This is a genomic window from Nostoc sp. (assembly GCF_041747015.1).
Lineage (GTDB): Bacteria > Cyanobacteriota > Cyanobacteriia > Cyanobacteriales > Nostocaceae > Nostoc.
Map to the genome: position 1 here is coordinate 13071 of NZ_JBGTFY010000076.1, position 13590 is coordinate 26660.

At 41.5% G+C, this 13590-nt stretch carries 13 protein-coding genes; 5 read left to right on the forward strand and 8 right to left on the reverse strand.

What is annotated here, in order from left to right; all coding sequences use genetic code 11:
* Positions 1-199 precede the first annotated feature (199 nt).
* Both ACEW80_RS05975 and ACEW80_RS05980 read right to left on the reverse strand, forming a co-directional pair.
* A complete protein-coding gene (locus tag ACEW80_RS05975; protein ID WP_373525712.1) occupies positions 200-1843 on the reverse strand; it encodes an acetolactate synthase large subunit in 1644 nt (547 codons plus the stop codon).
* 107 nt (positions 1844-1950) lie between these two features.
* Entirely contained in the window at positions 1951-3318 is a 1368-nt protein-coding gene (locus ACEW80_RS05980; RefSeq protein ID WP_373525737.1) for an NAD-dependent succinate-semialdehyde dehydrogenase, read from the reverse strand.
* 227 nt (positions 3319-3545) lie between these two features.
* Here ACEW80_RS05980 and ACEW80_RS05985 point away from each other — a divergent pair, with 227 nt between their 5' ends.
* Complete coding sequence (locus ACEW80_RS05985; protein WP_373525713.1) at positions 3546-4169, forward strand: Uma2 family endonuclease; 624 nt, start codon at positions 3546-3548, stop codon at positions 4167-4169.
* Between the two features lie 779 nt (positions 4170-4948).
* Here ACEW80_RS05985 and ACEW80_RS05990 read toward each other — a convergent pair.
* The 5 genes from ACEW80_RS05990 to fdhD form a co-directional block, all read right to left on the reverse strand.
* Positions 4949-6601 (reverse strand): adenylate/guanylate cyclase domain-containing protein, encoded by a 1653-nt coding sequence (locus ACEW80_RS05990; protein ID WP_373525714.1) that lies wholly within the window; start codon positions 6599-6601, stop codon positions 4949-4951.
* 201 nt (positions 6602-6802) lie between these two features.
* Positions 6803-7684 (reverse strand): ribosome biogenesis GTPase YlqF, encoded by an 882-nt coding sequence (gene ylqF, locus ACEW80_RS05995; protein WP_373525715.1) that lies wholly within the window; start codon positions 7682-7684, stop codon positions 6803-6805.
* Between the two features lie 42 nt (positions 7685-7726).
* Entirely contained in the window at positions 7727-8104 is a 378-nt protein-coding gene (locus ACEW80_RS06000; RefSeq protein ID WP_373525716.1) for a VOC family protein, read from the reverse strand.
* A gap of 225 nt (positions 8105-8329) precedes the next feature.
* Positions 8330-8878: a VOC family protein gene (locus ACEW80_RS06005; RefSeq protein ID WP_373525717.1), complete on the reverse strand. Its 549-nt coding sequence runs from the start codon at positions 8876-8878 to the stop codon at positions 8330-8332.
* 55 nt (positions 8879-8933) lie between these two features.
* Positions 8934-9773, reverse strand: coding sequence for a formate dehydrogenase accessory sulfurtransferase FdhD (gene fdhD / locus ACEW80_RS06010; protein ID WP_373525718.1), 840 nt, complete (start codon positions 9771-9773; stop codon positions 8934-8936).
* Between the two features lie 54 nt (positions 9774-9827).
* Between fdhD and ACEW80_RS06015 the strand changes: the two genes are divergently transcribed.
* Complete coding sequence (locus ACEW80_RS06015) at positions 9828-10319, forward strand: hypothetical protein (RefSeq protein ID WP_373525738.1); 492 nt, start codon at positions 9828-9830, stop codon at positions 10317-10319.
* 3 nt (positions 10320-10322) lie between these two features.
* Positions 10323-11312: a GUN4 domain-containing protein gene (locus ACEW80_RS06020; RefSeq protein ID WP_373525719.1), complete on the forward strand. Its 990-nt coding sequence runs from the start codon at positions 10323-10325 to the stop codon at positions 11310-11312.
* A 78-nt stretch (positions 11313-11390) separates the two neighbouring features.
* Here the strand turns inward: ACEW80_RS06020 and ACEW80_RS06025 are convergent, their stop codons facing one another.
* Positions 11391-11537 (reverse strand): hypothetical protein, encoded by a 147-nt coding sequence (locus ACEW80_RS06025; protein ID WP_373525720.1) that lies wholly within the window; start codon positions 11535-11537, stop codon positions 11391-11393.
* A 114-nt stretch (positions 11538-11651) separates the two neighbouring features.
* Here ACEW80_RS06025 and ACEW80_RS06030 point away from each other — a divergent pair, with 114 nt between their 5' ends.
* Together ACEW80_RS06030 and ACEW80_RS06035 are read left to right on the forward strand one after the other, a co-directional pair.
* Positions 11652-12563 (forward strand): DUF4351 domain-containing protein, encoded by a 912-nt coding sequence (locus tag ACEW80_RS06030; RefSeq protein ID WP_373525721.1) that lies wholly within the window; start codon positions 11652-11654, stop codon positions 12561-12563.
* A gap of 547 nt (positions 12564-13110) precedes the next feature.
* On the forward strand, positions 13111-13536 hold the full coding sequence (locus ACEW80_RS06035) for a hypothetical protein (RefSeq protein ID WP_373525722.1): 426 nt from the start codon (positions 13111-13113) through the stop codon (positions 13534-13536).
* Positions 13537-13590: the final 54 nt, after the last annotated feature.

Genomic DNA, 13590 nt, shown 5'->3' on the forward strand with positions numbered 1-13590 from the left:
CCCCTACGGAAGATGTGGTTTTTAACCTTGTTCATATTTGGTATTTCCTGTCAATGCGTAAGTCCTAATATCTATAAATTAAGTCAAATAAAGCGGTGCGTTACGCTAAAGGCTAAAGGAGTAGAAATTAATAAGGAGTTAGGAATAAATAACTCCTAACTCCTGAGAGACGCGATTAATCGCGTCTCTACAATATTTTTTACACCCCACAACTCAACTCGCCGGCTTTTTGACTAAAGCGGTGATTCTCCCGATAATCTACGGGACAATCTATCACGGCTGGTACATCTTGAGCGAGGGCTTCTTTAAGTGTGGGAATCAAATCTAGAGTCGATTCAACTCGGTAGCCTTTTAAACCCATACTTTCGGCGTATTTGACAAAATCAGGATTACTGAAATGTACAAAGGATGAGTTTCCTTTGCCAAAATGATTTTCTTGCTTCCACTCAATTAACCCATAGCCAACATCATTGAAAATTATGGTGACAAAGGGCGTACCGACACGCAAGGCTGTTTCTAATTCCTGAGAATTCATCATAAAGCCGCCATCGCCTGTTACAGCCACAACTGTGCGGTTGGGATGAACAAGTTTTGCTGCTAAAGCGCCAGGAATAGCAATACCCATAGCCGCGAAACCGTTGGAAATTATGCAAGTATTGGGACTATGGCAATGATAATGACGAGCCATCCACATTTTATGTGCGCCAACATCCGAGATGACGATATCATCTGGTCCCATCACTTGCCGTAAGTCATAAATTAACTTTTGCGGCTTGATGGGAAATTCATCATCATGGGCATACTGTTCATAATCTGCGCGAATATCTGCCCTTAAGCTGATGCCAAAGGGATCGGGTTTACCTTGTCGGTCTGCTAATTTTAAGATTTCATAGAGGGAATCGGAAATATCTCCAATTACTTCGGCATTAGGAATATAACTACTATCAATTTCCGACGGACTTACCCCAATATGCACAATGGGAATTTCACCATTACGATTCCATTTTTTCGGGGAAAACTCAATCAAATCATAGCCGATCGCAATTACTAAATCTGTGTTATCAAAGCCACAGGTAATATAATCTCTTTGCTGTAATCCTACTGACCACAAAGCTAATTGATGGGTGTAGGGAATTATGCCTTTACCCATGAAGGTATTGGCAACAGGTATATTTAGTAAGGTGGCAAATTGCGTGACTGCATCACTAGCATGAGCGCGAATTGCTCCATTTCCGACTAAGATTAATGGGTTAACTGCTTGGCAAATTGCGGCGGCGGCTGCCCGAATGCTCGCAAAAGATGCATAGGTTTTTTCGCTACTATCCTTACGCAAAGGTTTGCCTTCGACGGGCATGGCTGCAATATTTTCTGGTAAATCGATGTGAACTGCACCAGGTTTTTCCGATTGCGATAGCTTAAAGGCTTTCCGCACTACTTCTGGTGTAATACTCGGTCGCACAATCTGTTTATTCCACTTGGTAACAGGTGCAAACATTGCCACCAAATCTAAATATTGATGGGATTCAATGTGCATTCGATCTGTTCCCACTTGACCGGTAATCGCCACTAAGGGCGCACCATCGAGGTTAGCATCTGCCACTCCAGTCATCAAGTTGGTTGCACCAGGTCCAAGCGTCGAAAGACACACTCCGGCTTTTCCTGTGAGTCGTCCGTAGACATCGGCCATGAATGCTGCACCTTGTTCATGACGAGTCGTAATAAATTTAATTGAAGAATGTTTTAGCGCTTCCAAAACGTGTAAGTTCTCTTCGCCAGGGAGTCCAAAAATATATTGCACTCCTTCATTTTCTAGGCACTGCACCAATAACTCTGCTGTATTCATTTTATTTCCCGACAACTCTATTAACGAATAAGACTTTTATTCTTTGTCATTAGTCATTTGTCCTTTGTTGTTTGTTCTTTGACCAATGACCAATGACTAATGACTAATCATTTAACCCACACGGTTTTAAGGTTGACAAACTCATGTATACCCTGGATACTCAATTCTCTGCCATATCCAGAACGCTTGATGCCGCCAAAGGGCAAGCGGGGATCTGATTTGACCATACTGTTGATAAACACTGCACCTGCTTCGATTTCCTCAACCAAGCGATCGCATTCTTGGTTGTTGGTTGTCCAAGCACTTGCACCTAAGCCAAAGGGTATGTCATTGGCGAGTTTAATGGCAGCATCAATATCGGGAACGCGAAATAATAAGGCTACTGGACCAAAAAATTCTTCTTTAGCAATTGGTGTGTTAGGTGGGATATCTTTAATAATCGTGGGTGGATAAAAGTTACCTGGACGATCTGATAAAGGATGTCCACCGGTGAGGACTTTACCACCGCTGCTGATGGCATTCTGCACTTGTTGATCTAAGTCCTGAAGAATACCAGGAGTTGCCAGTGGACCTAAATCGGTATCTGGTTGCATGGGATCGCCTACTTTCAGCGCCTCGAATTTTTCTAAAAGCAATTTTTCAAATTTGTCGGCGATCGCCTCTGCGATAATAAAACGTTTCGCTGCAATACATGATTGCCCGTTATTCAACATCCGCGCTGTAGTTGCTGTGACAACTGCTGTCTCTAAGTCAGCACTTGCTAACACAATAAATGGGTCACTTCCTCCCAATTCCAAAACGGTTTTTTTAATTTGTTTACCAGCGGCGGCGGCGAGGGATGCACCTGCTGGTTCGCTTCCGGTCAAAGTGGCAGCTTTTACTCGATCATCAGCCATTAAATCGGCAACTTTAGCAGCGCCGATCAACAAAGTTTGAAAAGCACCTTCAGGAAACCCGGCGCGGCGGATAATATCTTCAATTGCCAAGGCGCACTGCGGCACATTGGAAGCGTGTTTGAGTAAGCCGACATTCCCCGCCATCAATGCGGGTGCAGCAAAGCGGAACACTTGCCAGAAGGGGAAATTCCACGGCATCACTGCGAGGATTGCACCCATTGGTTGGTAGCGAACAAAACTATGGCTAGCATCAGTTTTTACAGAAACATCAGCTAAGAAACCAGGGGCGTGTTCAGCATAATAGCGACAGACGCCAGCGCATTTTTCGACTTCAGCGATCGCTGCTTTAAATGGCTTGCCCATTTCCAGAGTCATCAACTTAGCAAATTCTGCTTTGTCTTGCTCTAAAATATCAGCAGCCTTTTGAAGAGCGTGCGATCGCGTGAAAAAACTCGTCTGGCGATACTGTTCAAAAGCCTGATTAGCCAAATCGAGTTTAGCGGCAATTTCTACATCGTTTAGTGGCTCAAAGGTTTTGAGCGTTTCCCCAGTGGCGGGATTAATGGTGGCGATCGCCATTACCTGACCTCCCGTTAAAGAATAGCTTCGGTTAGGCTTTCTAGTGTTACACAAATCAATTCTGGAAGCCACCACCCAAATTTTAGTCTTTTAACCAAGCATTAGTTGCTTAATATTACGATTTTGCAATTTAAATTGAATTAAAGTATACCAATCAACAAGTATTAATCTTGGTGAGTTAAATACGAGTAAAGTTGCTAGAATTTGCACAATTGAGGAATCAAGTCATGACTCAAGTCTTACGCAAAGTAGTTACGTTTGATGAATTCGTTGCTAAATATCCAGATAACACAGGACAACGTTACGAACTATATGATGGAGTAATAATTGAGATGCCACCACCTACAGGCGACCATGAAGAGGTGATTGGATTTTTAGCCACAAAAATCACTTTAGAATATAGTCGCTTAAATCTTCGTTATTTCATCCCCAAAACAGTATTTGTTAAACCAGTTGAGAACGAATCTGCTTATTCCCCAGATGTCCTGATCCTAAATCAGCCTAATTTAGTTAATGAACCTCTGTGGAAAAAAGAATCAACTGTTACTCAAGTAGCATCAATTCCTTTAGTAATTGAGGTGGTAAGTACCAATTGGCGTGATGATTATCTGAAAAAATACGCTGATTATGAACAAATGGGAATTCCTGAATACTGGATTATTGATTATGCCGCATTGGGCGGTAGGGAATTTATTGGCAAGCCCAAACAACCTACTATTTTGGTTTGCTGTTTAGAAGAAGGTGAGTATCGTGTTAGTAAATTTCGACGAGATGATCGTATTCAGTCGCCAACTTTTCCAGAGTTGAATTTGACCGCAGAGCAAATTTTTCGCGCTGGCATGGTCAGCTAAATTTAGCATGAAGCTATTCAACTTCATCTCAAAATTAAGTAGGATCAGCCAAATAATAGCTTTGGTACTATTGCTGTAGTAATTATTAACCTATAGAAGACACAAAAATCAACTGATATTAGGGTTAAGCATCTCCCACTTTTTATAAATTGATTCGCTCTAAAAACTAAAAACTTAAGTCTTGATCACCTCCAATTATTTTGCATAATCATAGTTTTTCTAGAACACCGAGAATATACCAGAACTTCTAAGCTTATTTACTTAATTTGTTATAAATATATACAAACCTTCTCTGTAATATTTCTTCTTGGCTAAACGTAACTAAAGAGCCAATACGGTTCGGTTAAGAATATTGTAGGTTGGGTTGAAGCTTTGCGAAACCCAACAAACGCCGCAAAATGTTGGGTTTCGTTCCTCAACCCAACCTACACATTTTTATTTTTTGGGCTTAACCGAACCGTATTGACTAAAGAGCTACTGAAATTATTGAACTTCTAGAAAGTTGTTACCAACTTTCAAAAGTGCGATCCCTATAAAGGGGACGGATACACCATCACTACTCAAGAGAAAAGTGATCGCAAGATTAAATCAAATTAGTTGATTTCAGCAACCTTTTGAGTAGGATGACTTATTGACAATTGTTCTTTAACTTTAAGTTGACACTAATGGGGCGGGTGAGACACCCAGCCCACAAGAAATAGTTAGATATTTTTTATTTGGAAATCCGTAACGTAATTCATAATTAGTGATTTTTTTCTATTCTCCATTATGCCCAATAACTAAAGATTAATAATTGGATTAATAATTGTTGGCATTGGTTGCAATTGTGTCTGATAAACCTTTACTAATCGCTCAATACCTTTAAAACGATAATCTCCCATTTCCTCGAAGTCGGAGGGTTCTGAAAGCATTTTATGGGTAGCTTCACTAATCACGCATTCGCTAGGGGGACAAACTGCTTCCATCCGAGCCGCAAGATTAATCGTCGCACCTAATGCCGTATAATCTACCCTCTGGGAACTACCAACATCTCCCACAACAGCCTTACCACTGTTAATCGCAATCCGTAATTGTAGAGGTTCGTGCCAAAACCCATTGGCATTCAGATGTTCGAGACGATTGAGCATTCCTTTGGCAGCAGCAACAGCGCGATCGGCGTGATCTGCTTGCGGTTCTGGAGCGCCAAAAAATGCCATAATACAATCGCCAATATACTTATCTAAAGTGCCGCCGTAAGTAAACACTTCTTTTAGCATCTCTTCAAATAAATTGTTTAATAGTTGAGCGATCGCAGTTGGTGTTAACTGTTCCGAAATTGCCGTAAAGCCAACCAAATCTGCAAACACAATACTGATTTCGCTCTCAACGGGAGCTAAACGACCACCTGGCAATGCGCCTAAAGATATCAACTGCTGTACAACTGCTGGAGAATGATAGCGTTCTAATCGGTGTCGAATCATCTCTTCAGTTTTGAGTTTCTCAACTAACAACCAACGCTGTACACTAGAAGCTACAAGGTTTGCTAAAGCTGAAAAGAAGCTCAGTTCTTCCTCGCCTTCATTTGCCCAATGGTAAGAAGAAAGATTGGCATCGGCGTATAATACGCCCACAACTTTATTTTCATCCCATAAAGGCACTGCCATCGCGCTACGAATGCCTTTAACTAAAATACTCTGTTCACTAGCAAACCGTTCATCCTGATGAGTATCAGCAGTTTGAATCACAACTTTTTCGTCAAATACCTTTTGACAGATACTACGACTAATCCAACTACCATCAGAGGGGAGATGTTTCTGTTGAGAAACGTTTTTAGTGGCAGCATTCACTAACTCCAACTGGCCGGAACTATTGACATCAATTAATAATGCCAAGCGTTCGATGCTATCAAGGTAACGAAAAACCACTTGTTGTACTTGAGAAAAAATTTCTTCAATAGATGCCGCAGCACAGAGATTTTTGGCTATGTCCACTAAGTCTTTGAGACGGGCAATGGTTTTGTCCTTATTATTGATGTTGCCATCCTTGCTATCAGCTGCAATCCATTGCTGTTGCAGTTGTTCGACATTGTGAAGGATTGTTCTTTGCTCATTAATGTCCGAAGTTCCGGGATGCTCAGGTGTCGATTGTGAAGTAGGATTTGTAAGTAGCACTAACAGGCTAACATTGCCTAGAGAAACGATATCGCCGTGATGTAACTCTTGGGGAGAGCTAACAAGATATCTATTTACTTGTGTGCCGTTTTTGCTGCCCATATCTTCAATAGTCCACGCACCGTCAGCTGTTTTTACAAGGCGAGCATGGTGACGGGATACTCCAGCAAAAGGTAAGTACAAGTTGCATTCCGGCAAACGACCAATTGTGAATACATCTTGGTCAACTGCGATCGCTGTTTCGATATCTCTCTCTTGCAGCCGTAATGTGAGTTCAGTCATGAGTGTGATACGATCCATCGAAGCTAGAGGTACAAGAAACTCTGATGTGAGTCATACCCTACACATTAACCTTCACCTTTTCTTTATAACACTGTTAACTGCATTCCCAAAACTGAGTGTAGCAAATACTACTATAATTTCTCCTGCACTTCTCTACGAGAGGCTGCACTTCGACAAGCTCACTGACCATCTCCTACTTTCTCAATTAGGCGGTAATTCTAAACTAATCTCACCTAACAACCCCTTGCGAAAATCTGTTAGAAGTTGCCTTGCAGCTCGCTCTACATCCCCTTTGTAACGATGCTCTGCCAAGGCGTGCAAATAGACATCTCCGGTGTCGGATATAGAATCAAGTTGGTAACGAGACTGTAATGGTTTTTTCGGTAACAAATCTGTAGCTACAACTTCCAAGTAGTTCAATAAATCCACTAGAGCTGCTGCTACTAGCTGATTATCGTAAGATGCTTCACCAATATCATCACAAATGGCTAATTTCAATGCTGCTTCTTGGTCTTCCAATCTGATCGGAATGACACCAGGAGCATCTAATAATTCCAAATGTTCGGAAATCCGCACCCAGCGTAGTTGGCGAGTTACCCCAGGACGAGCTGCACTTTCTACTACTCGCCGTCCCAACAGACGGTTAATCAAAGCTGATTTACCGACATTAGGAAAACCAATCACTACAGCTCGGACGGGACGAGGTAACATCCCGCGATCGCTTCTTCTTTGATTAAGTTCTACCCCGGCGGCTTGCGCTGCCCGTGCCACTTCTGCTATACCTTTACCATGTTGAGCGTTAGTAAAATAAGGGACTTCTCCCTGACGTTTAAACCAATCTGTCCAGAGCGATCGCATTTGCGGCGTAATCATATCGACTCGGTTAAGGATTAACACCCGTGCTTTACCTTCCACCCACTCAGCTATTTGGGGATGGTGAGTCGCTAAGGGAATCCGGGTATCTCGGACTTCAAACACCACATCTACCCGCTTCAGCTGTTCTTTGAGCTTCTTTTCAGCTTTGGCAATGTGACCTGGATACCATTGAATCAGGTTTAATCTATAATTTTGAGTTATAGCCATAGTGCTTTTTAAATAAAATTATTCATTATTACTTATCAATTATCACTCCTCTTTGGCTTGATGTAAAATCAGACGATTGCCATCGGGATCGTAAGCATAAATTTCTCTGCCGTGGTCAGCAATGGAAATGTTTCCAGGTGGGAAATAACCTAAAGCGGTTAGGTGGGCGATCGCATCTTCCAAGTTGCTCACCTCTAAACACAAACTTATCTTACTTTTGTGGCTTGTTTCAAATTCAGATTCGTGTGTTTTTTTCGGTTGAAAAATACTTAATCGCAAACTAGCTAAATGAAACTCAGCATAGATATTTGGAATCAATGATGCTGGGTTTTCTCCTAGCAATTTGGTATAGAAACTCACCAAATTCTTAAAATTAGTCGATGCGATCGCTACCATCGCATCAGTATACTGGAAAACCATATTTGCTAAATATCACCTTACTAAAATATTGTTTTTCCAAATACAGGTTTTGCAGCTGGCAAAGATCAGCCTCCTACTTGCTGCCTCTCTGAAGTTCCGATTGGATAGCGCAGCGTTAGTAAGTCCGCGTTTGCGTGCTTACTGAGCCTTGCCGAAAGGCCGAAGTGCAGCGTCTCGTAGAGAGCGTCGGAAGCCTCCGCTCGGACTTATCTGTGCCTTCCTATACTAGTTGGCTATACTAGTCGCTGTGGCTGGTTGATGGTGAAGATCCCGCACAGGATCACCCAAAGAGCGTACATTAGCAGCAAACTCTAGCGAAATGCCATCAGGATCGAAAAAATAAATTGAGGAAATAAATGTACTTTCGTCAAGTTCTGGAACAAACCCTGAGGGAACATCTGAATGATGTAATACAGGCGTCACTTTCACACCTTTAGCGACCAGTTTTTCTCTGTATTCCTCAATTTTTTCTAGTGGAACGTTAAATGCCAAATGGTTTAATGAGCCATGAGCGGTAGTTATATTGCCAGTCTGAAAGCCATCAACTCTCATAGACGCAATCCCCGGTGCGGCTTTAGGTGCCGAGGGAAACCAGAAAAAAGCCAAGGCATCCCCATTACCAATATCAAAAAAGAAGTGTTGCCCACCATCTGGTAAGGCAATGGTTTTGATTAACTTTAAGCCCAAAGTGTTGCTGTAAAAGTCCACGGTGATTGCCATGTCCTTACATACCAAAGCTATGTGGTTGATTCCCCTGATTTGAAAATCTGTCATATCTATTATCCATTTGTGAAATTAATTTTTATTCTTTACATTAATTATAATTTTTTTAAGCAGTGTGTATTCTATCCCACCCAGTGTAGACATTGAATCGTTTCCCGCGTAGAAATCCAATTAAAGTAATTCCGAATTCTTTAGCGACGGACACCGCCAAACTACTAGGAGCAGAAACAGAACAGACAATAGGAACCCCAGCAGTTGTAGACTTTTGTAAAATCTCAAAACTAGAGCGTCCGCTAACCAAAACAATCTGATTATTCAAAGGTAACTGATCACTGAGCAACGCTGAACCGATTAATTTATCCAAAGCATTGTGACGTCCAACATCTTCTCGCAGATTTAACAATTGTCCTTGAGCATCGAAGGTAGCCGCAGCGTGCAAACCTCCTGTAACAGTGAAGATACCTTGAGCCGCCCGGAGCTTGTCTGGTAGACTGTAAATAATCTCAGGTGTTACTTTGAAACCTGAAGGAATCACTGGACAAACTCTTAGACGCAAGGCTTCAAGACTAGCTTTACCACAAACTCCGCAGGCGCTATTAGTGTAGAAATGACGCTCCAAAGGCTGTAAGTCTGGAATCAGCCCATCTCTCAATTCCACATTCACGATGTTGTAGCTTTGCTCACCATCTACTAATTCATCCACACAGTAGCTAATACGTCTGATATCTTCCCTGCGGCTAACGACTCCTTCACCGTAGAGGAAACCAGCAGCTAGTTCAAAATCCGCTCCCGGTGTCCGCATAGTAACAGCTATCGTTTTCTGGAGAGGGACAAGGCGAATTTCTAAAGGTTCCTCAGTGGTGAGATGGTCTAAACGCGATCGCATTTTGCCGTTTTCCACCACCCAGACAGTGGCTTTGGTCTTACTTCCAATTTGGGTATTCATTTAATAATTACTATAATAATCACAAAGAATTAGTTAAATTTGCTTACTACACTTATGCGCGATCGCGTTTCCTTAGAGACTGTATCTGTAAGTCTGCCTTTTGGCATTGGTTCGATGTCTTGGAAAGTTGACATAACAGAACGTAAAGCAGCTTGGTCGCTGTATGTGGAACTTGTTACCCGCATTGCTGTGCAATCATTGGAAGTTGACCAAGGGTTGGTACGGGAAGCGTTGAACTCTCTCTATAGTTTATTTGGAATTACCCGCGAAGTTCTTAAAGTAGCCGGGCCTAATGTGGGGGGTTCTCGTAATTCTGTGGGGGGAATTGCGATCGCAGTGTTGAATAATGGGTTAAGACCATTTTTGGCTAAATGGCATCCTTTATTGCAAGCTTGGGAAGCGAAACGACCTTTGGGTTTGAGTCCCAAGGAACATGAGCAGAATTGGTCAGAGGAACCGAAGTTGCGAAGTGAGTTGGAAGCTTTGCGTAATGGTTTGGAAAAGTATGCGAAGGCGTTGGCGGTAATTGCAGGAGTGGAAGAGTAACCAATGGAAAAATTCGATGTTTTTCTTTGCCACAACAGTAAGGATAAGCCTGCGGTCATCCAAGTTGCCGAACAACTAAAGCAACGCGAACTTGAACCCTGGTTAGATATTTGGGAATTACGCCCTGGTTTTTCTTGGCAGGATTCATTAGAGCAGCAGATAAACCAAATTGGAGCAGTAGCTATTTTTGTAGGGAGTTCAGGATTTGGCCCTTGGCAAAGTCAAGAAATTAATGCGTTTTTGCGGCAATTTGTGAATAGAAAATGTCCAGTCATTCCGGTACTTTTATCGGATGCTCCAACAGAGCCACAACTTCCTTTATTTCTCCAAGGTTTAATGTGGGTTGATTTCCGTTCTTCGCAACCTGACCCGATGGGGCAGTTGATTTGGGGCATTACAGGGCTAAAGCCAGGAACAAGACCTACAATTCAGCCTAAACCACCAGAAACAAGCCCTAAACTTATTAAGACAAATGACCTTGCCTCAGAAAAAGGCATCGACTACACCAAACTGCGCGATTTACTGGCAGCACACAAGTGGAAAGAAGCTGACATAGAAACTTATCTAATGATGATGCAGGCTGTGGGTAAGAAAGACGGCGGCTGGTTCAGCACAGATGAACTCTTAAATTTTCCTTGCACCGACCTCCGCAAAATTGACCAATTGTGGGTAAAATACAGCAATGGGAAATTTGGTTTCAGCGTACAAAAGAAAATTTACTTGGGCGTCGGCGGTAAGGCGGACGGCAAATACTACGAAGAAGCTTGGAATAAGTTTGGTGATAAGGTCGGGTGGAGAAGAGGATGGATTTTGAATAAAGAATGGATCAGCTACTCAGAAGGCACATTTGACACTAGCGCCCCAGTGGCACACTTACCCATGAGGGCTAGTTGGAGAAAGTCCATTGAGTTTGAGCTCGGTTGGGCTTCGGGGATTTGGGTAACAGACGCAATGTCTTCTCTCGCATCGAGAGTTGTAAACTGTAACATTTAAGCCTTTCCGGGTTATGTGAATATTTATTGCAGCTCCCTTTTGTAGGGTAGAATCAGCATTTCAGAATTCCGATACCTGTTACTGGGGCTTAAACTCGTTAGCACCAATAAATTTTTCTGCTACTTCATGCACTTCAGTACTTTCTGTTACTGGTTGCTTGTCCCAAGGTAAACTCATCTGTCCTGGTGACTTCTTCCCTTTACCCTTATTCTTCATAGATGGCAAAAAGCGACTTCCCCAATGGTTCCTTTTTCAGGCTTTGGCTATTTATTTACTTATTATCACAGATATAATAAAACTTTTAATTATTTCCCATAATTTACCCAATATTAAAATTGAATGACGCGCTTTATACATGATAAATTTGCCAAGGACTATCTAGAAGAACTATTAAAAAATTACGGAGAGGTCAAGGCATCAGAAAAAGTATCAGGAGAGATTAAAGAAATAGATGTTTTATTCACTCCTGCTAAACAGCAAAGTTCTAATATACAAATACTGGGTTTGCTAGGAAGATTTGTTGAACATCCGGCGATTATAGAACCATACCGCAATCCAGCTTTTACCGATGAAATATGCGACTGTATTCTCAAATTATTAGAAGTCAAGGCTCTCCTGCGACGAGAAGCTAAGGCAAATAAAAGCAAACTTCAGGACTCAGAAATTCCCAAATTGTGGGTTCTGACTCCAACCATATCTGAAACTAAATTGTCTAGCTTTGGAACTATGCAAAAAGCAGGTTGGTTATCGGGAGTGCATTTTCTGCCAGATGCCTTGCGGACAGCAATTGTAGCCATACACCAACTACCCCAAACACCGGAAACGTTATGGTTGAGGCTTTTGGGAAGAGGAAGTGTACAGTCGCAAGCGATTATTGAGTTGCAAGGGTTAGCATTAGATCATCCATACCAAAAAGCAACTCTTGAATTAGTTTACAACTTGCGCGAAAATTTGAGAGTAAATCAAGAATTAGAAGCAGATGATCGGGAGTTAATTATGCGATTAGAACCACTTTATCAAAGAGACAGAGAACAAGCCAAAGAAGAAGGAAGGCAAGAGGGAAGGCAAGAGGGAAGGCAAGAGGGAGAACAAGACTTAATAGTGCGTCTACTCAATCGCCGTATTGGTGAAATTGAGGCATCATTAATCGAGCGAATTAAAAGCTTATCCATTGAACAATTAGAGAATTTAGGAGAGGCGTTGCTAGATTTTTCTAGTGTTGCTGATTTAGAAGCTTGGTTAAACCAATAATATTGATATATACCTGTTAATTATCATCAATAGTTGCTGCTCTTCTTTGGTAAAACTCCCATATTGAAGTTTTATCCAACTCTGCGATCGCTGTAAATCAACAATGTACACTATGTAGCGATGATTGCACTCACCAACAAACTTTAGTCATCAATGTTAGAATGTTGACTCTTAAGGCTACAACATTAAGCCTTAAGGTCATAATATTAACCCTTAAAGCTAGAACCTTAAGGCTTAAGATTACAACGTTAAGCCTTAGAGTCAGAATATTAAGTCTTAGAGCCAGAACATAAAGCCTTAAGGTTAAAGCGATGGCATCTTAACTTCTAGTCAACTGCGATCGATCGCTTATGCAACAATATTGTAATTTTCGTGCAACTTAAACATAATATTATTTCCCTGAAAATCAACCATTGGTGATTAAATACCGAGAAATTACGGACACAAGTAAAAAATTTTATTTAAAAGACTGCGCTTTTTGCTGAACCAGCATATGAATTAATTGAGACAAGATAGGTCAGTAAAGCTTTAATATCTGTATAAATTTATGTCTCGGAAAAAACGTAGTTCTCGGATTTTAGAAAAAGCTGAGTTTAGAGTTGCCGGACTGAAAGCCATCGATCAAAATATCAATTTTGATGATACTTACAACTTGCAAAACCTGACTCAATTAATAGAACACTTTCACAATACGCTTGATGATTATAACGCTGATATAGCTATGATTGACTCTTCTAAAACAAAGTTGGATGAAATGGAAAAAACCTTAAATCAGGTTTCAGACAAAATGCTGACGTGGGTTGGTTGCAAATACGGCAAAAACAGCAATGAATATGAACTTGCAGGTGGTGTTCGAGACAGCGATCGGATTCGGAAAAGCAGATTGACACGCTTGAAAGCTAATACAGATAAAACATCAGGTGAAAATAAAATAACCGCTATATTACCATTGCGCGGAAGTTTAAGCGAATAAAGTTAAGGTCAAGAATCGCTTTTTGTATCGAAACATTAAGGAATATTGCATTTC